This is a genomic window from Pseudomonas alkylphenolica, assembly GCF_004025535.1.
In the GTDB taxonomy this organism is placed as follows: Bacteria; Pseudomonadota; Gammaproteobacteria; order Pseudomonadales; family Pseudomonadaceae; genus Aquipseudomonas; species Aquipseudomonas alkylphenolica_A.
The window spans coordinates 16,957-35,431 of sequence record NZ_QJRG01000044.1; the positions used below are offsets into that span (position 1 = coordinate 16,957).

General features: G+C 61.5%; 18 protein-coding genes and 4 tRNA genes. 15 read left to right on the top strand and 7 right to left on the bottom strand.

What is annotated here, in order from left to right:
• The first annotated feature begins 31 nt into the window (after positions 1-31).
• From rluD to DM813_RS12840, 7 genes are all read left to right on the top strand, one after another.
• Positions 32-994: a 23S rRNA pseudouridine(1911/1915/1917) synthase RluD gene (rluD, locus tag DM813_RS12810; RefSeq protein ID WP_038606900.1), complete on the top strand. Its 963-nt coding sequence runs from the start codon at positions 32-34 to the stop codon at positions 992-994.
• Positions 991-1,731: a peptidoglycan editing factor PgeF gene (pgeF, locus tag DM813_RS12815; RefSeq protein WP_128323773.1), complete on the top strand. Its 741-nt coding sequence runs from the start codon at positions 991-993 to the stop codon at positions 1,729-1,731. Before rluD ends, pgeF begins: the two co-directional genes overlap by 4 nt.
• Positions 1,732-1,856: 125 nt before the next feature.
• A complete protein-coding gene (clpB, locus tag DM813_RS12820; protein WP_128323774.1) occupies positions 1,857-4,421 on the top strand; it encodes an ATP-dependent chaperone ClpB in 2,565 nt (854 codons plus the stop codon).
• Positions 4,422-4,716: 295 nt separating this feature from the next.
• Positions 4,717-4,792: transfer RNA gene (locus DM813_RS12825), tRNA-Asn, on the top strand.
• 10 nt (positions 4,793-4,802) lie between these two features.
• Positions 4,803-4,879 (top strand) — tRNA-Pro (locus DM813_RS12830).
• Between the two features lie 6 nt (positions 4,880-4,885).
• Positions 4,886-4,961: transfer RNA gene (locus tag DM813_RS12835), tRNA-Lys, on the top strand.
• A gap of 99 nt (positions 4,962-5,060) precedes the next feature.
• A tRNA-Pro gene (locus DM813_RS12840) sits at positions 5,061-5,137 on the top strand.
• A 162-nt stretch (positions 5,138-5,299) separates the two neighbouring features.
• On the opposite strand, the gene DM813_RS12845 is transcribed toward DM813_RS12840, so the two are convergent.
• The 3 genes from DM813_RS12845 to DM813_RS12855 all read right to left on the bottom strand — a co-directional run bounded on the left by DM813_RS12845 (position 5,300) and on the right by DM813_RS12855 (position 7,650).
• A complete protein-coding gene (locus DM813_RS12845) occupies positions 5,300-6,595 on the bottom strand; it encodes an NAD(P)/FAD-dependent oxidoreductase (RefSeq protein ID WP_128323775.1) in 1,296 nt (431 codons plus the stop codon).
• An 84-nt stretch (positions 6,596-6,679) separates the two neighbouring features.
• Positions 6,680-6,853, bottom strand: coding sequence for a DUF3094 family protein (locus tag DM813_RS12850; RefSeq protein WP_128323776.1), 174 nt, complete (start codon positions 6,851-6,853; stop codon positions 6,680-6,682).
• Positions 6,854-7,020: 167 nt separating this feature from the next.
• Positions 7,021-7,650, bottom strand: a complete 630-nt coding sequence (locus DM813_RS12855) for a DUF1780 domain-containing protein (RefSeq protein ID WP_038606917.1) — start codon at positions 7,648-7,650, stop codon at positions 7,021-7,023.
• Positions 7,651-7,855: 205 nt separating this feature from the next.
• Here DM813_RS12855 and DM813_RS12860 point away from each other — a divergent pair, with 205 nt between their 5' ends.
• The 8 genes from DM813_RS12860 (at position 7,856) to DM813_RS12895 (ending at position 15,349) form a co-directional block, all read left to right on the top strand.
• Positions 7,856-9,085 carry an acyl-CoA dehydrogenase family protein gene (locus DM813_RS12860; protein WP_128323777.1) on the top strand — a complete coding sequence of 410 codons (1,230 nt, stop codon included), beginning with the start codon at positions 7,856-7,858 and terminating at the stop codon, positions 9,083-9,085.
• A gap of 15 nt (positions 9,086-9,100) precedes the next feature.
• The gene (locus tag DM813_RS12865; protein WP_241653174.1) at positions 9,101-9,634 is read left to right on the top strand and encodes a flavin reductase family protein; all 534 of its coding nucleotides are present in this window, start codon (positions 9,101-9,103) and stop codon (positions 9,632-9,634) included.
• A 104-nt stretch (positions 9,635-9,738) separates the two neighbouring features.
• The gene (locus DM813_RS12870) at positions 9,739-10,668 is read left to right on the top strand and encodes a VOC family protein (protein ID WP_128323778.1); all 930 of its coding nucleotides are present in this window, start codon (positions 9,739-9,741) and stop codon (positions 10,666-10,668) included.
• A gap of 37 nt (positions 10,669-10,705) precedes the next feature.
• Positions 10,706-11,572 carry a fumarylacetoacetate hydrolase family protein gene (locus tag DM813_RS12875; RefSeq protein WP_128323779.1) on the top strand — a complete coding sequence of 289 codons (867 nt, stop codon included), beginning with the start codon at positions 10,706-10,708 and terminating at the stop codon, positions 11,570-11,572.
• 56 nt (positions 11,573-11,628) lie between these two features.
• Positions 11,629-12,564, top strand: coding sequence for a 3-keto-5-aminohexanoate cleavage protein (locus tag DM813_RS12880; RefSeq protein ID WP_128323780.1), 936 nt, complete (start codon positions 11,629-11,631; stop codon positions 12,562-12,564).
• An 86-nt stretch (positions 12,565-12,650) separates the two neighbouring features.
• Positions 12,651-13,841 (top strand): OmpP1/FadL family transporter, encoded by a 1,191-nt coding sequence (locus tag DM813_RS12885; protein WP_128323781.1) that lies wholly within the window; start codon positions 12,651-12,653, stop codon positions 13,839-13,841.
• Between the two features lie 88 nt (positions 13,842-13,929).
• Positions 13,930-14,586: a TetR/AcrR family transcriptional regulator gene (locus DM813_RS12890; protein ID WP_128323782.1), complete on the top strand. Its 657-nt coding sequence runs from the start codon at positions 13,930-13,932 to the stop codon at positions 14,584-14,586.
• 73 nt (positions 14,587-14,659) lie between these two features.
• Positions 14,660-15,349, top strand: a complete 690-nt coding sequence (locus tag DM813_RS12895; protein WP_128323783.1) for an energy-coupling factor ABC transporter permease — start codon at positions 14,660-14,662, stop codon at positions 15,347-15,349.
• Positions 15,350-15,352: 3 nt separating this feature from the next.
• On the opposite strand, the gene yacG is transcribed toward DM813_RS12895, so the two are convergent.
• From yacG to DM813_RS12915, 4 genes are read right to left on the bottom strand one after another with little or no spacing between them, the layout of a single operon-like run.
• On the bottom strand, positions 15,353-15,559 hold the full coding sequence (yacG, locus tag DM813_RS12900; protein WP_128323784.1) for a DNA gyrase inhibitor YacG: 207 nt from the start codon (positions 15,557-15,559) through the stop codon (positions 15,353-15,355).
• Positions 15,556-16,179: a dephospho-CoA kinase gene (gene coaE / locus DM813_RS12905; protein WP_128323785.1), complete on the bottom strand. Its 624-nt coding sequence runs from the start codon at positions 16,177-16,179 to the stop codon at positions 15,556-15,558. Before coaE ends, yacG begins: the two co-directional genes overlap by 4 nt.
• Entirely contained in the window at positions 16,179-17,048 is an 870-nt protein-coding gene (locus tag DM813_RS12910) for a prepilin peptidase (RefSeq protein ID WP_128323786.1), read from the bottom strand. Before DM813_RS12910 ends, coaE begins: the two co-directional genes overlap by 1 nt.
• Before the next feature lie 2 nt (positions 17,049-17,050).
• Positions 17,051-18,259, bottom strand: coding sequence for a type II secretion system F family protein (locus DM813_RS12915; RefSeq protein ID WP_128323787.1), 1,209 nt, complete (start codon positions 18,257-18,259; stop codon positions 17,051-17,053).
• Positions 18,260-18,475 lie beyond the last annotated feature (216 nt).

Below are 18,475 nucleotides of genomic sequence, written 5' to 3' on the forward strand. Positions count from 1 at the left end.
ACCAAAGGCTGTGCCGCCCGCTGATTCGAGCATGTCCGAGATCATTCAACTTAGCGCAGAGGTGCCGTCCGAATTGGGCGGGCAACGCCTCGACCAAGTCGCCGCCCAATTGTTCGCTGAGCACTCGCGCTCGCGCCTTTCCACCTGGATCAAGGAGGGGCGCCTGACGGTCGATGGCGCCGTCCTGCGTCCGCGCGATATCGTCCATGGCGGCTCGCTGCTGGCCCTTGAGGCCGAGCAGGAAGCCCAGGGCGAGTGGGTGGCCCAGGACATCGAGCTGGATATCGTCTATGAAGACGACCACATCCTGGTGATCAACAAGCCCGCAGGGCTGGTGGTCCACCCGGCTGCGGGCCACGCCGATGGCACCCTGCTCAACGCACTGCTGCACCACGTGCCGGACATCATCAATGTCCCGCGGGCCGGCATCGTCCACCGCCTGGACAAGGACACCACCGGTCTGATGGTGGTGGCCAAGACCATTCAGGCGCAGACCCAGCTGGTTGCCCAGTTGCAAAGCCGCAGTGTCAGCCGCATCTATGAATGCATCGTGATTGGCGTGGTGACCGCCGGTGGCAAGATCAACGCCCCGATCGGTCGTCATGGCGGGCAACGCCAGCGCATGGCCGTGACCGAAGGTGGCAAGCCGGCTGTCAGTCACTACCGCGTGCTGGAGCGCTTCCGTTCCCACACCCACGTGCGGGTCAAGCTGGAAACCGGGCGTACCCACCAGATTCGCGTGCACATGGCCCATGTGAACTTCCCGCTGGTCGGCGATCCGGTCTACGGCGGGCGCTTCCGCATTCCGCCAGCCGCCAGCCAGACCATGGTCGAGGCCCTCAAGACCTTCCCGCGTCAGGCCCTGCATGCGCGTTTCCTCGAACTGGATCACCCGGTGACCGGCGAGCGCATGGGCTGGGAATCGTCGCTGCCAGACGACTTCGTCTGGTTGCTGTCGCTGCTCAAGCAAGACCGTGAGGCGTTTGTTGGATGAGTGAGCTGGCGCACCACCTGCTGATTCCGGACTGGCCTGCGCCAGCCGGGGTTCGTGCGTGCGTCACCACCCGTTCGGGCGGCGTCAGCCTGCCGCCTTATGACAGCTTCAACCTCGGTGACCATGTCGGCGATGCGCCGGATGCAGTCGCCGAGAACCGTCGTCGCCTGACCGCCGAGTTCGGCATCCAGCCGGCCTGGCTCAAGCAAGTGCACGGCGTTGTCGTTGCCGATGCCAACCCTGCGGTAATTGCCGAGGCCGATGCCAGCTGGACGGCCACCCCGGGCATCGCCTGCACGGTAATGACCGCCGATTGCCTGCCCGCGCTGTTTTGCGACCGCGCCGGCACCCGGGTTGCAGCCGCACATGCCGGTTGGCGCGGGTTGGCCAACGGTGTGCTGGAAGCCACGGTCGACCGTTTGAGCGTTGAGCCGAACGACGTCATGGTCTGGCTCGGGCCGGCTATCGGCCCGCAGGCGTTTGAAGTGGGCGCCGAAGTGCGTGAAGCCTTCGTGACCGTTCATCCGGAAACTGCCACGGCGTTTGTACCGGGCGCGCAACCCGGAAAATTCATCGCCGACATCTACAAGCTGGCGCGCATTCGCCTGGCTGCACATGGCGTCACTGCTGTGTATGGCGGCGGTGAGTGCACCGTTAGCGACCCGCGCTTCTACTCCTATCGTCGCACCCCGCATGGCGGCCGCTTTGCCTCGCTGATCTGGCTTGATCCGCGCTGATCTGAATCAACCCGTCTAAGCTTGAATCCTCCAGAATCACCCTCATCTAATGGGGTATCTCAGGCAGGTTTATCTTCATCAGGTGTGTCCATCGCTCCGGCCTGCCCATAAAAGGAAGGTAACTTATGCGAATAGACCGTTTGACCAGCAAATTACAGCTGGCGTTATCCGATTCCCAATCCCTGGCCGTTGGTATGGACCATCCCGCCATCGAGCCTGCGCACCTGTTGCAAGCGTTGATCGACCAGCAAGGTGGTTCGATCAAGCCGTTGCTGATGCAGGTGGGCTTTGACGTCAACAGCCTGCGCAAGGCGTTGAGCAAAGAGCTCGACCAACTGCCGAAAATCCAGAACCCGACCGGCGACGTCAACATGTCGCAGGACCTGGCGCGCCTGCTCAACCAGGCCGACCGCCTGGCCCAGCAGAAGGGCGACCAGTTCATCTCCAGTGAGCTGGTGCTGCTCGCCGCCATGGACGAGAACAGCAAGCTCGGCAAATTGTTGCTGGGGCAGGGCGTGACCAAAAAGGCTCTGGAAAACGCGATCAGCAACCTGCGCGGTGGCGAGGCGGTCAATGACCCCAATGCTGAAGAGTCACGTCAGGCCCTGGACAAGTACACCGTCGACCTCACCAAGCGTGCTGAAGACGGCAAGCTTGACCCGGTGATCGGCCGTGACGACGAAATCCGCCGCACCATCCAGGTGCTGCAACGCCGTACCAAGAACAACCCGGTGCTGATCGGTGAGCCTGGCGTGGGTAAAACCGCCATTGCCGAAGGCCTGGCCCAGCGCATCATCAACGGCGAAGTACCGGACGGTCTCAAAGGCAAACGTCTGCTGTCGCTGGACATGGGCGCGCTGATTGCCGGTGCCAAGTTCCGCGGTGAGTTCGAAGAGCGCCTCAAAGGCCTGCTCAACGAGCTGTCCAAGCAGGAAGGGCAGATCATTCTGTTCATCGACGAACTGCACACCATGGTCGGCGCCGGTAAAGGCGAAGGCTCGATGGACGCCGGCAACATGCTCAAGCCGGCCCTTGCCCGTGGTGAGCTGCACTGCGTGGGTGCTACCACCCTCAACGAGTACCGTCAGTACATCGAGAAAGACGCAGCCCTTGAGCGGCGCTTCCAGAAGGTACTGGTAGAAGAGCCGAGCGAAGAAGACACCATCGCCATTCTGCGTGGCCTCAAAGAGCGTTACGAGGTACACCACAAGGTGGCGATCACCGACGGCGCGATCATCGCCGCGGCCAAGCTCAGCCATCGCTACATCACCGACCGGCAGCTGCCGGACAAGGCCATCGACCTGGTTGACGAAGCGGCCAGCCGCATTCGTATGGAGATCGACTCCAAGCCCGAAGTGCTCGATCGCCTGGAGCGCCGCCTGATTCAACTCAAGGTTGAATCCCAGGCGCTGAAGAAGGAAGAAGATGAAGCCGCGCTCAAGCGCCTGGAAAAGCTGACCGAAGAAATTGCCCGGCTGGAGCGTGAGTACGCTGACCTGGAAGAAGTCTGGACCTCGGAAAAAGCCGAAGTGCAGGGCTCTGCCCAGATCCAGCAGAAAATCGAGCAGTCGCGCCAGGAGCTGGAAACCGCACGGCGCAAAGGCGACCTCAGCCGCATGGCCGAGCTGCAGTACGGGGTGATCCCGGACCTGGAGCGCAGCCTGCAGATGGTCGACCAGCACGGCAAGGCCGAAAACCAGTTGCTGCGTAACAAGGTGACTGAAGAAGAAATTGCCGAAGTCGTCTCGAAGTGGACCGGCATCCCCGTGGCCAAGATGCTTGAAGGCGAGCGGGAAAAACTGCTGAAGATGGAAAGCTTGCTGCACCAGCGCGTGATCGGTCAGGAAGAAGCCGTGGTGGCTGTTTCCAACGCCGTGCGCCGTTCGCGGGCCGGTCTGTCCGACCCTAACCGGCCAAGTGGCTCGTTCCTCTTCCTCGGCCCGACCGGGGTGGGTAAGACCGAGCTGTGCAAGGCGCTGGCCGAGTTCCTGTTCGACACCGAAGAGGCCATGGTGCGTATCGACATGTCCGAGTTCATGGAGAAACACTCCGTGGCCCGCCTGATCGGTGCACCACCTGGCTACGTCGGTTACGAAGAGGGCGGTTACCTGACCGAAGCGGTACGGCGCAAGCCTTACGCGGTTGTGTTGCTGGATGAGGTCGAGAAGGCCCACCCGGATGTCTTCAACGTGTTGCTGCAGGTGCTGGAAGACGGGCGCCTGACTGACAGCCACGGTCGTACGGTGGATTTCCGTAATACCGTGATCGTGATGACCTCCAACCTGGGCTCGGCTCAGATCCAGGACCTGGTCGGTGATCGTGAAGCGCAACGTGCAGCCGTGATGGACGCCGTGGGTTCGCATTTCCGCCCTGAGTTCATCAACCGTATCGACGAAGTGGTGGTGTTCGAGCCTCTGGGTCGCGAGCAGATCGCGGGTATCACCCAGATTCAGTTGGGCCGTCTGCGCAGCCGTCTGGCTGAGCGCGACCTGAGCCTGGAGCTGAGCGACGAAGCACTGGATAAACTGATCGCCGTCGGTTACGACCCGGTCTACGGTGCACGGCCGCTGAAGCGGGCGATTCAGCGCTGGATCGAAAACCCGTTGGCGCAGCTGATTCTGGCTGGCAAGTTCCTGCCAGGCACCGGAATTACCGCCAAGGTCGAGGGCGAGGAAATCGTCTTCGCCTGATTTTTCGGGTGGTTACGCTAAGGCCTCGAAATTCGAGGCCTTTTTTATTTGCATTTTGTCTCGAGTGTTTGTAAAGTGCGCCCCGCTGTATGTCACCCCGCAGGTTTCCAGCAAAATCGGGAATCTGAAAAAAAGTTGCAAATCAGTAAGTTGAATGCAAATTAGGGGTTGACAAGGGTTTTGAAGGTTGTAGAATAGCGCGCCTCAGAGACATGAACGCAGCGATGCACAAGGTCGAAGGGTTCGAAGCGGTAGAGATACAGTTTTCGAAATTGCAGTACTTGAAATTGATAGTTCCGCGATAGCTCAGTCGGTAGAGCAAATGACTGTTAATCATTGGGTCCCAGGTTCGAGTCCTGGTCGCGGAGCCAAATTTCAAACCGGGGTATAGCGCAGTCCGGTAGCGCGCCTGCTTTGGGAGCAGGATGTCAGGAGTTCGAATCCCCTTACCCCGACCATTTTTTGGGTCGTTAGCTCAGTTGGTAGAGCAGTTGGCTTTTAACCAATTGGTCGTAGGTTCGAATCCTACACGACCCACCATTTTTGAATCCGGTACGCTGGGTTCAAATCTTAAAAGGTTGGTTTGCCATTAGCAGCCAGCCATTAAAAAAGGCGCCTTAATTGGTGCCTTTTTTTTACCGGGGTATAGCGCAGTCCGGTAGCGCGCCTGCTTTGGGAGCAGGATGTCAGGAGTTCGAATCCCCTTACCCCGACCATATTCAGAGAAAAGGGCACCTTGAAAAAGGTGCCCTTTTTTCGTTTCTGCTGTTTAGTTTATTCGCGGGTAAACCCGCTCCCACAGGTCCGGTGCTGGTCTCAACCATTGCACCCCTCCTGTGGGAGCGGGTTCACCCGCGAAAATCTCCTGCGATCCGTTATCAGTGCAGCTTCAGACGCGGCTCAGTGCCACGACCAATCCGGCTGCCCAGCATCAGCATCAGCGTGCGGAACGTGCCGTACAGTGCCATCTGGTGCATACGGTAGAGCGACACGTAGAACATCCGCGCCAGCCAGCCCTCGAGCATCACGCTACCAGTCAGGTTGCCCATCAGGTTACCCACCGCCGAGAAGCGCGACAGCGACACCAGCGAGCCGTAGTCACGGTAGGCGTAGGTCGGCAACGGCTTGCCTTCCAGGCGCGCCTTCAGCGACTTGGCCAGCATTGAAGCCTGCTGGTGCGCCGCCTGGGCCCGTGGTGGCACGTTGCGGTCGCTGCCCGGCTGCGGGCAGGCGGCGCAGTCGCCAAAGGCAAAGATGTCATCGTCCAGGGTGGTTTGCAGGGTAGGGCGAACCACCAGCTGGTTGATGCGGTTGGTTTCCAGGCCATCGATGTCCTTGAGGAAACCTGGCGCACGAATGCCCGCTGCCCAAACCTTGAGGCTGGCCGGGATGACATCGCCATTGGCGGTTTTCAGCTCGGTGGCCGTCACTTCGCTGACCGAAGCATTGGTCATCACTTTCACGCCGAGCTTTTCCAGGGTCTGGTGCACCGGCACGCTGATGCGCTCCGGCAACGCTGGCAGTACCCGTGGGCCGGCCTCGATCAGGGTGATGTGCATGTCTTTGGGCTGGATACGGTCCAGGCCATAGGCAGCCAGCTCGTGCGCCGCGTGGTGCAGCTCGGCGGCCAGTTCCACCCCGGTAGCACCGGCACCCACGATGGCGACACTGATGGTCTCGTTGGCCTGATCGCCGGCATGGGCGCGCAGGTAGTGGTTGAGCAGTTGCTGGTGAAAGCGCTCGGCCTGCTTGCGGGTATCCAGGAACAGGCAATGCTGGGCCGCCCCCAAGGTGCCGAAGTCGTTGGTGTTGCTGCCCACGGCGATCACCAGCGTGTCGTACGCCAGGGTGCGTGCAGGCAGCAGCTCGCGGCCCTCTTCATCAAGGGTGGCGGCCAGCTGGATCTGCTTGCCTTCACGGTCAAGGCCACTCATGCGGCCGAGCTGGAACTGGAAGTGGTTCCACTTGGCTTGCGCCACGTAGTTCAGTTCGTCTTCCGAGGAGTTCAGCGAGCCGGCGGCCACTTCGTGCAGCAAGGGCTTCCAGATGTGGGTCAGGTTGGCATCGACCAGGGTAATGCTGGCGCTGCCTTTTTTGCCCAGGGTTTTACCCAGGCGGGTCGCCAGTTCCAGGCCGCCAGCGCCGCCGCCGACAATCACGATACGGTGAGTCATTAAGATATCTCATAAGGTTTACGGAATTCGGGTCTCGAGTGGGCGGCCGCGCAGGGCGGGCGGTTCGGGCGAGCGCAAGGCAGCTCATAGCACCAGGTTACTCAAGAGGCGGCTCAACAGGCCCAGGCCAACAGTCACGAGCACCACCAGCCAAAGGAGCAGCCACGGCCGGAAAGGCTTGCGCTCGACTTGATGTTGGGGTGCTTGCAGGTATTGATCGACACGACGTTGGTCTTCGGGATTCAGGCGGCTGGTCATGAGGGCCTCGTCAGGTAGACGCTTGTGACTGAAGGGAAGCTACAGGGTTCACTGTAGTTGTTTGCTCAGGGCCCATGGCGCAGTCACGCGCGACGTGTATGACGAATGATTGCGCTTTGTATCACCGCCGCGCAATTTATGCCATTACGCGTTGGCAGGGGGCCAGCTCACAGGCTGATACCAACGTCGAAGACAATGCTGCGTCCCAGGTTGCCGCGCAGGAAATCCGGAGCATCCGGGTGGGCGAACAACACCCGGGCAAACGTCGGCCCGACCAATGACAGCGAGCGCCAGCCCTGGCGCAGGTATTCGGTGGGCGGCGGGAAGTGGCTGTTGAGGTCGAGCACTTCACGCTTGAGGCTGGCGAAGGCAATGATGTCCAGCTCGCTCAGGTCCAGCCCGCGTTCCTGGTAGTTATGGGATTTTTTGCGCAAGGTCGGCGCCAGGCGCTGCAACAGCTCCTGGGCGCTGATCCGCCGTGGCCGCGCTTCGCGGCGTACCAGCTGGCTCAAGGAAAAGGCGCTGCGCCGGCGTTGCAGCTCTTCGCGCCACTCATCATTGAGCCGACGCCCTTCGTCGAGCACAAAAAACACCTCGAAGGCGGCATCGCGAAACAGCACGTCGGGCGGCTCCTGGCCGGCGGGGGTGAAGTCTTCGCTGCGGTAAGGAATGTTCAGCCCTTGCAGCAGGCGCTGGCAGACCCAACGCTCGCGTTCCCATTTACGGGCATTGGAGAGAAAGGCATTGGCTTGTTCGGCCTGAATGGTGAGCAGGCGCAAGTAGTCTGAGTCATCCATGGGGACAAGCTTAGCGTTCAAAACTGGTCTTTATGAAGAAAGTCTGCGGCAAAAGGCAAAGCCCGCCGCAGTTGAGTTTGTCTGTCCTCCAAAAAAAACTATTGATGAAGTCATCAAAAATGATGAATATATCAATAACGTTCGATCCGGCCTTCTCCACTGGGTACGAACCTCGACAAAAACAATAGAAAAACAGGACGACACGATGAACGCGATTGATCCCGCAGCACCTGCCGTAGCCGTTGATGCAGCCCTGGACCGCAGTGCGACGTTGCTGGCTTATGCCCGCTCGTTGATCCCGACGCTCAAGGCCCGCGCACCGGAAACCGTGAAACTGGGACGACTTCCGGCAGAAACCATCGCCGATCTGGAGGCTGGTGGCCTGCTCAGCATGACCACGCCGCGTCGCTATGGCGGCCAACCGGTGAGCGTGCGCACCTTCCTCAATGTGGTAGCTGAGCTGGGCCGTGCTGATGCATCGGTGGCCTGGGTCGTAGCGCTGACCAACGTCACCACCTGGGGCGCTGCCACACTGTTCAACGAGAAGACCGGCGATGCGATATTCCGCGGCGCCAAACCTGCGCGCGTCACTGGCGTGCTGTCACCGCGCAAAGCGGTGGTGCGCAAAGTTGAAGGCGGGTACCTCATCGAAGAGGGGCTGTGGGGTTTCAACTCGGGTGTGTACCACGCTACCTGGGACATGCTCGGCATTCCCATCGTCGACGCCTCCGGCAAGGTCATCGACCAGGGCGTGGCGATGATTCCTACCGCTGAACTCAAGATTCTTGATGATTGGAACGTGATTGGTATCTGCGGCAGCGGCAGTTCCAGCGTGGCGGTGAATAACGTGTTCGTTCCCGAGGATCGCGTCACCTCCCTGAGCCGCGCCATCGAAGGGGACTACGCCTCCACTCACCTGGCCGACGAGCCGCTGTTTCGCACCGCGTGCATGCCGATGCTGGCGATCATCCTCGTGTTCCCGGCACTGGGCCTGGGTGTGGCCGCGCTGGAAACCTTTCTCGACACCTTGCCGCGCCGTGGCATCCAGTACTCCTGGTACGCCAAACAATCCGAGGCGCCCATCACGCATCTGCAGGTGGGGGAAGCCTCGGCAAAAATCGAAGCTGCCCGTGCCATCCTCGAACGCCACGCCGATGCCATGGATGCCAGCGCCGCTTCAGGTGTGTACATGGACTTCCTTGATCGCGCCCGGATACGCCGCGACGTGGGTTACGCCGAAAAACTGATTTGGGAAGCGGTCGATTTGCTCGCATCGGCCTCGGGTGGCTCGCTGGCCTCGGTGAACAACCCCATGACGCGGATCTGGCAGGACGCGCGCATTGCCTCCTTGCACGGTGTGGTCAGCCCCAATACCAACTTTGAAACCTATGGCCGGATTCTCTGTGGCCTGACGCCCGGCACGCCGTTCATTTGAGTGTGCAGCCACGTCATGAAAACCACAGAGGACAAGCGCATGCAGGTTCGACATATCGATGCCCGGGCATTCCGTCGGGTAATGGGCAAGTTCGCCACCGGCGTCACGGTGGTTACCTTCGAGCATGAAGGCCAGGCCAGCGGCATGACGGCCAATGCGTTCATGTCGTTGTCGGTGGACCCACCGATGGTGCTGATCGCGGTGCGCAACCCGTCGCGATTTGCCAGCAGCGTGAGGGTGGGTGATGACTTCGGCATCAGCTTCCTGCGTGAAGAGCACGAAGCCTTGAGCAGTCATTTTGGCGGCCGACCGAACCCCGAGCAGGGCCCGTGTTTCTCGACCTTGCACGGTGCCCCGGTGGTGGAGGGCGCCCTGGTGCAACTGGCGGTCAGGGCCAACGCGATTCACGTGGGCGGCGATCACCTGATCTACACCGCGGATGTGCAACGCCTGGAAGAGTCAGAGGGGCGACCCCTGCTGTTTTTCTCCGGGGCTTACAAACAATTGCATGCACTTGACCCCGCCACCTGCTGGTTCGACGTCGGCTAAGCCGATTTTCATCGCCCGATAAACCCCTTCCACTCACGCGGCATTCGAGCCGTGCGGGAGCTGTTTGCCTCCCGTTTGGCAACGACCCAGAAAAGGAGCAAAAGATGATTGCCGTTCGCGACATTGCCTACGTGCGCTATCAAGTGCCCGACATCGCTGTTCAAGCGCGCTTTCTCGAAGATTTTGGCCTGAGGGTGCATCGTCAATCGAGTACAGCGCTGTCCATGGCGACCTGCAGTGGCGGTTACCCGGCCTACCTTGCCAGCGAGGGGCCCGCCATGGCGCTGGGTGTCGGCTTCGTCGTCGACCGCCTGGCAGACCTGCAGCGGATTGCCGAACAGCATGGCACTACGGTGCGTTTCAACGACGAATTGGGTGCTGGCTCAGTGGTCAGCCTGCGGGACCCCGATGGCTTCCAGATCGACCTGCTGTTTCGCGGCAACGTGATCGAGCCCGTGCCGGTACGCCCGGCACTCACCCTCAACTCGGCCGGGAATCGCCGACGCGTCGGGCGCAGCAACCGCGTAAATGCCAAGGCGTCGCAGGTGATGCGCCTGGGGCATGTGGTGCTCAAGACCGTCAACTTCGCCGCCATGCTGGCCTTTTACCAGGACGTATTGGGCTTTCGCATTTCCGACAGCTACCACGGTGAAACCCCCGACCAGACCGTTGCGGCATTTCTGCATTGCGGCCTGGGTGCGCACTACACCGATCACCATACCGTGGCATTGCTTGGCCTGGGCGATACGCAACCCGCGTTCGATCACAGCGCCTTCGAAGTACTCGACTGGGACGACCTGGCCTACGGCAACCACTACCTCGCCGAGCGTGGCCATCGCCATTCCTGGGGGATTGGCCGGCACGTGCATGGCAGCCAGGTCTTTGACTACTGGCGCGATCCCTTTGGCAACAAGGTCGAGCACTGGACCGATGGCGACCTGGTCAACGACCAGACCCCTGTCAGCCATAGCCCCTTGACCCCCACGGCGTTGGCGCAATGGGCGCCCCCGCTGGCCCCTGACTTTTTGTCCTGACCCTCGGCTGGTCGGAATTCTTGAAGAGGAACATGCAATGAAACTCGCTCGTTACAGCTATCAGGGCATCACCCGTCTGGGCAAAGTCGAGGCTGATCACATCATTGACCTCACGGCGCTGGTTGCGCCGCACGTCCTGCTTGATGTGGCCGCCTTGCTGGCACCCGCCACCCTTGCCGCCGCTGCTGAAGTTCAGGCCACGGCAGAAAATAGCCTGGCGCTGGATCAGGTGCGCTTGCTGGCGCCGATTCTGCGGCCGGGTAAATTCCTGTGCCTGGGCATGAACTACAAAGACCACGAAGCCGAAGCACGGCGCCTGGGCGTGCCGATCCCGGCCTCGCAAGTCTGGTTCAGCAAGCAGATCAGCTGTATCAACGGCCCTTTCGATGACGTGCACGACCCCATTGCCTGCGAGCGTCTGGACTATGAAGCCGAGTTGGGCGTGGTGATCGGCAAAGGCGGGCGACGCATCAGCGAAGCCGACGCCTTGAACCATGTGGCCGGCTACTTCGTCGCCAACGACGTCAGCGCCCGTGACTGGCAGGCGAAAAGCCCGACCTGGACCTTGGGTAAATCGTTCGACACCCACGGCCCCATCGGCCCGTGGATCGTCACTGCAGAAGAAATCCCTGACCCACAGAACCTGGCAATTCGCCTGAGCGTCAACGGCGAAGTCCGCCAGGACTCCAACACGCGGCTGATGAATTACAGCATTGCGCAGCAGATCGCCTACCTCAGCGAGGTGATGACCCTGGAGCCCGGCGACATCCTGATCACCGGTACGCCGGCTGGCGTGGGGATCGCCATGGAACCGCAGCGCTTTCTCAAGGCGGGCGACGTGGTGCGGGTGAGCATCGAAGGCATCGGCCATCTGCAAAACACCATCGTTGACGAACCGCGCTAGCCCCAATGGCCGGTAGGTGCTGCCGGCCTTCACTGTCCTGAACAAGGAGTTGCGTCATGGCTGCCCACAACAAAAAAGTCATCATTACCTGCGCCATAACCGGTTCTATCCACACCCCGTCGATGTCGCCTTACCTGCCGATCACCCCTGAGCAGATCGCGCGATCGGCCATTGAAGCCGCCCAAGCCGGTGCCGCCGTTGTTCACCTGCATGCCCGACACCCGGAAACCGGCGCCCCAAGTCAGGACCCAAGGCTGTTCGAGCAGTTTTTGCCGGTGATCAAGCAGGAGTCCGATGTGGTGGTGAACCTGACCACCGGCGGCGCGCCGAGCATGACCATCGAAGAGCGCCTGGAGCCGGCAATGCGCTTCAAACCTGAGCTGGCCTCACTGAACATGGGGTCGATGAACTTCGGTTTGTATGAATTGCTCGATCGTTACACGTCGTTCCAGCACGACTGGGAAGCCCCACACCTGGCCAACAGTGACGAGCGCATTTTCCGCAACACCTTCCGCGACATCGCCCACATCCTTCAGGCGTGCGGGGAAAATTCCACCCGTTTCGAGATCGAGTGCTACGACATCGGCCACCTGTACACGGCGGCCCATTTTCGTCAGCGCGGGCTGTTGCAGGACCCGCTGTTCATCCAGTCGGTGTTTGGTATCCGCGGCGGTATCGGCACTCATCCCGAAGACATCATCCACATGAAACGCACGGCCGATCGCCTGTTCGGCGACACCTACAACTGGTCGGTGCTCGGCGCCGGAGCGCAGCAGCCGCGCATCGTTGCGCAGGCGCTATTGCAAGGTGGCCATGCGCGCGTGGGGCTTGAAGACAATCTGTGGCTCCGCAAGGGAGAGCTGGCGCAAAGCAATGCGCAGCAGGTCCGCGCGATCAAACAGATCATCGAAAGCTTGGGGTTCGAGGTGGCCACACCCGATGAGGCGCGGGCAATCATGGCGCTCAAAGGGCGCAACAACGTCGCGTTCTGATTCAAGCCGGCGCGGGTAGGGGACGCTCTACCTGTGCCGCCGCAAAGCTCGTTGCTAATAAAAATAAAATCATCGCGGGTATCAACATGACTGTGAAAATCTCCGACGCCATCTCCATGGCGAGCGTGCTGCTGGGCGGCGGTTTCTGCCTGCTGGGCACCAGCACAGCGCTGGCCATGAACTTCAATATCCCCACCTCCGCCAGCATCGAATCAGCCCAGATGGGTGGCGCCTCAATGGCTTTTGCGCAATCGAGTGCAATTGCCAGCGACAACCCTGCGGGCATGGCGATGCTGGGTAATCGCATGGACGGCGGCCTGCAGCTGTTCATGGCGCACTTTCGGTCGAGCTTCGGCAGCGCCGACAACCGTGATGACTTCAAGGTGCGGGTGCCGATTCCCAGTGGCGGTTTCAATTGGGCCGCGACGGATCGCCTGAGCCTGGGCATGTCGATGTATTCAATAGGTTCCGGCGTGGACTACGAGCATGCAGCAGTGCCCGGGCTGGGTTTTCCGGCGGCCAAGACCAAAGTGGTCTTCGTCAACTTCGCGCCGACGCTGGCCTACAAGATAACCCCGGATTTCAGCCTGGGCGTCTCGATGATCATTGGCGTGCAGCACCTTCAGGCGCGCGGCATGGTCGCGCCACAGCCGGATGGAAGCCTGGGTGTGCTGCCCACCCATGGGGTTTCGACCAACATGGGCATAGGAGGGCGTGTCGGCGTGCTGTGGAACCTCAACAGCCGGATCAGTGTCGGGGCGTCCTGGTCACCGAAGATGCGCTTCGCCGATGCAGACGGCTACAAGGAAGATCTGCTGGCGAGCGCTGGCGGGCACCTCGACTTACCGGCGCAATACGGGGCCGGCGTGGCGCTGCACCTGACACCGGACCTGACGCTTGCGGCGGATTACCTGCGAATCGAATGGGCGGATGTAGGCTTTCTCAACGACCCCAACGGCAACGGCCTGCACAGCCAGAACGTTTACCGGGTTGGCGCTGCCTGGAACGCCACCCCCGCATTCACACTGCGCGCCGGGTTCAAGCAGGCCTCGAAGGCTGTGGACTCGGAGCACACCAACGCCAACTACTACGCCCCGGGCATCCTCAACGACTCGCTCAGCGCCGGGCTGACCTGGCATGCCACGGATCAGACCGACCTGTCACTGGGGTATGAATACCACCTACCGGAAACCATACGGGGCAGCGGCCCCAGCACCGGTACCAACCTCGGCGCACATTACTCGCAAGTGCTGATGGGCATCGGCATGCGCTTCTGATTGCCTTGCCGGGAAGGTTGCTGTCATGGGGCAGGGGAGTCGAGTATCCTTTGCCCTGTGTCAGACAGTCTCCTTGTAAGGAAAAGCCATGCCTGTCGAAGGCGAAGAAAGCGCAGCACCTGCGCGCAAGCCGAGAATCAACGAGAAGGCTCGCCAGCGCACGCGCACCAAGCTGCTGCGTGCTGCACGCACCGTCATGGGCAGCAAAGGCATCGAAGCCACTGCCATCAACGACATTACCGAAGAAGCCCAATTGTCGTTCGGCTCCTTCTATAACTACTTCTCCAGCAAAGAAGAGGTCGCCCGCGCCGTATTCAACGAAGACGCCGTGCTGATGGCCGATTTGCTGGATGCCGCCACATCCCCCGATGCCGGCATTGCCGAAGTGGTCGGGGTGAACATCCGTCGCACCATCCATCGCGGCCTGACCGATCCGGTGTGGGGCTGGTTCTTGATCCACTCGGTCTACAGCATCAACGACATGGTCGTCACCATGGGCATTCGCCTGGCACGAGACCTGGAAACCGGTAACCAATCCGGCGTATTCGAGGTCAAAGACATCAGCTCCACCGTCGATTGCATCGTCGGCGGAATGCTCTACCTGCTGCGCCAGATTCTTGAGAAAAACCAGCCAGCAAGCTCCGTAGAGAGCATGGTGCACTTTGTTCTGCTCGGCCTGGGCATTCCGAGGGAAGAGGTTGAGCGGATCATCAGCATCAATCTGGATGACCCTGTGCCGGTGTAAGGTGCGGGCGGCACAGTCTTGTCACTGATCTGGCTGTAGCATGTCAATGAGGTAGGTAGCGAGGTCGAACACGGTGATTGGCGCTCAAGTGTTGTCTGAACAGACCCTGTTGCTCGGTTGGCTGGGCTACGTTCCGGTGCTGCTCTGGGCCATCTGGCGTGCGCCCTGGGTCGAGTTGTTCACCGACAGCCGCCGTCAGCATCTGCTGTTCGGCACGGTGCTGGCGCTGTTTGCCTTGTGGCTGGTGCGGCGCGATTTCGACACCGGCGTGTCCTATCACTTCATCGGCATGACCGCCGTCACCCTGCTACTGGACTGGCCCCTGGCCCTGGTCGGCGGGCTGCTTGCGCAAACCGGCCTGATGCTGCTCGGGCGCCAGGACCTGGCGGCGATGGGTGTCAACGGCCTGTTGTTCATCGGCCTGCCGGTGCTGGTCACCGAGGCCTGCGCGATCCTGGTGGAACGCGCGCAGCCGAAAAACCTCTTCGTTTACATCTTCTGTTCGGGATTTTTTGCCGCAGCCCTGTCGGCACTGCTGTGTCTGCTGCTGGCGCTCGGCGTGCTGTGGATGGACGAGCGCTTCGTGATGCCGGAGTGGATCGAAGACTTTATCGGCTACCTGTGGCTGATCATCTTCCCCGAAGCCTTTATCAACGGCATGGTGGTCAGCGCACTGGTGGTGTTTTGCCCGGAGTGGCTGGAAACCTTCAACCGCACCCGCTACCTGCAGGCACCCTGGAAGGATGACGACCCCGGGCGCTGAGCCTTAATGGTGGGCGCGCGGGGCGAGCTCGCCGGAAAACAGCTCGTCTTCGGCATCCGGTGCCACCGGGATTTTGTGCTCTTCAGCGGCCCAGGCACCCAGGTCGATCAGCTTGCAACGGTCGGAACAGAACGGGCGGAAGGTGCTGGCCGCATTCCATTCAACAGGGGCGCCACAGGTCGGGCATTCAACGGTCATCGGTTGGCTCATGCTTGGCCTCCTCGCAAAGTCAGGTAAAAGTGGTGCAGGCGGTCGACCTCCGAATGCAGCCAGGCAAGATCGCGGTCGTTGACCAGCACATCGTGGGCGTGGCGCAGGCGTTCCTCGCGGCTGGCCTGGGCCTTTAGAATGGCCTGCACCTGCTCGGGGCTGGTCTGGTCACGCAGCAGAGTGCGCTGCACCTGCAGTTCTTGCGGGGCATCGATCACCAGCAGGCGCTGGGTGCGCTGGTACTGCCCCGACTCGACCATCAACGGCGACACGAACACCGCATACGGCGACTCGGCCTTGGCCAGGTAGCTGAAAATCTCCTGGCCGATCAGCGGGTGCAGCAGCGCCTCCAGCCAGCGGCGTTGCTCGGGGTCGGCGAAAATCAGCTGGCGCAGGGCGGCGCGGTCCAGTTGCCCGTCCTCCTGCAGCACGCCGGGGCCGAAGTGCTCGACGATGCTCGCCAGCGCCGGGCGGCCGGGCTCAACCACCCAGCGCGCGGCCTGATCGGCATCGACCAGGTGTACACCCAGTTCGACAAAACGCTGGGCGGCAGCGCTTTTGCCACTGCCTATGCCGCCAGTGAGGCCGAGAATCCAGGGAGTGAAAGCAGCGGTGGTCATCACATTCCAAGGTAGTTGATGTAAGAAGTGGTTATTTGACCACCCCATAGCAGTGCGATCCAGCCCGCGATGGCCAGATAAGGACCAAAGGGGATCGGCGTGCTGGCCTTCAGGCCCTTGACCCGCATCATCACCACGCCGATCACCACACCCAGCACTGACGCCACCAGCAACGTCAGCGGCAATACTTGCCAGCCGCCCCAGGCGCCGATCAACGCCAGCAACTTGAAGTCGCCATAGCCCATGCCCTCTTTGCCGGTGATGATCTTGAACAGCCAGAACACCGACCACAGGCTCAAATAACCGATCACCGCCCCCCACAGCGCCGCCTGCAGCGGCACGAACAGTTCGAAGGCGTTAGCGATCAGTCCCGCCCACAGCAGCGGCAACACCAGGGCATCGGGTAATAGCCGGTGCTCGATGTCGATCAGGCTCATGGCCAGCAGCCCCCAGCTGAGCAGCATCAACGCCAGCGCTGCCGACGTGGGGCCGAGGTACCAGGCAATAAACCCGGTCAAGGCCGCGCAGCCCAGCTCCACCAGCGGGTAGCGCACGCTGATGGCGCTGCTGCAACTGCTGCAGCGTCCACGCAATGCCAGGTAACTGAGCACCGGGATGTTTTCCCAGGCACGGATGCGGTGGCCGCAGTGCGGGCACTGCGAGGCGGGCAGGAGCAGGTCGTAGCGTTCGCCTTCGTCTGTAGCGGGCAGCTCCAGCACCTCGCGCGCTTCGGCCTGCCACTGGCGTTGCAGCATGATCGGCAGGCGATGCACCAGCACATTGAGAAAACTGCCAACGATCAACCCCAGCAGCAGGGCGCAACCGAGGTAAAACAGCGGCTGGCGTGCCAGCGTATCCATCAGGTCCATGTTCAGATCACACTACCCAGCTGAAAGATTGGCAGGTACATGGCGACCACCAGGCTGCCCACCAGCAGCCCGAGCGTCAGCACGATCAGGGGTTCAAGCAAGCTGGCCAGGTTATCGAGCAAGCGTTCGATCACGCTTTCATAATGGCTGGCGACTCTGGCGAGCATATCGTCCAGCGTACCGCCTGTCTCGCCGATAGCGCACATCCGTTGCATCAATGGCGGGAACAGCCCGCTGCAGGCCATCGCCTGGCTCAACGACTGGCCGCTGGCCAACGCCTTGCGCAGGGCCAGCACCGCGCGCTCATACAGCGGATTGCCACAGGCCGCGGCCACTGGCGCCAGCGCCTCCACCAACGGCACCCCCGCCGCGTAGGAGGTCGACAGCGTGCGGGCGAAGCGGGCGAGGGCGGCGTTGCTCAACAACATCCCAAGCACTGGCAGCTTCAACGCTACGCCCAGGCTCCACACTTTAAAAGCCGGTTGGCGCTGATAAGCCCGATGCAGCCCCCAGCCAACTCCAGCCACGCCCAGCAGCAACCGGCCCGCATACTGCCCCAGCCACTCCGACACCCCGATTACCCGTTGGGTGAAGGCCGGCAACTGCGCGCCAAAGCTACTGAACATCAGCTGAAACTGCGGCACCACCTCAAGCAGTAACAACGCCGACACGCCCAGCCCGGTCAGCATCACAATCAGTGGATAGAGCATCGCCTTCTGCACGCGGGCGCGCAGGGCCTGGCGCTGCTCCTGCAGGCAGGCGACCTGATCGAGCACCGTCTCCAGGCTGCCGGATTGCTCGCCGGCAGCCACCAGGTTGCAGTACAGCGCATCGAAATAACGTGGATGGCGGCGCAGCGCCTGCGCCAGATTGCACCCGGCGCCGATATCGGTTTTCAGCGTGCCCAGCAGGCTGACCAGCGCCGGGTTGCTGCTGCTTTGCGCAATCGCCTCAAGCGCTTGCAGCAGCGCCACGCCCGAGCTGATCAGGCTGGCCAACTGTCGGCTTAACTCGCACAGCTCGCGGGTGCCAAGCGAGCCCGACCGGCGCCATAACCCTGCCCGTATCCGGGTAACGCGTACCGGGCGAATACCGCGTTTACGCAATTCGGCACGCAGCAGGGCAGGGCTGCGCCCGCGGCTTTCGCCGCTGACCAGTGCGCCTTGGAGGGTGGTGCCTTGCCAACTGAAGCTGTAGGTCTTTGTGGTCATCGCGACATCCTTGCTGCGAGGCCTGCACAAACCCGGAAACAGCTTAAGGGCCCGTGCCGCGAGCAGGAGTGCCCGCTGCTCACTAGAGTAGTCGAGCGAACATGACCGAATGAATGGCGCAGGGTGACAAAAGGTGTCTATTCGGGCCTACTGGCGCGCCTGTCGGCGGCCCGAGCCTGAGCGCCGCCGACCAGAACCGAATTTGCGAGGGAGAAC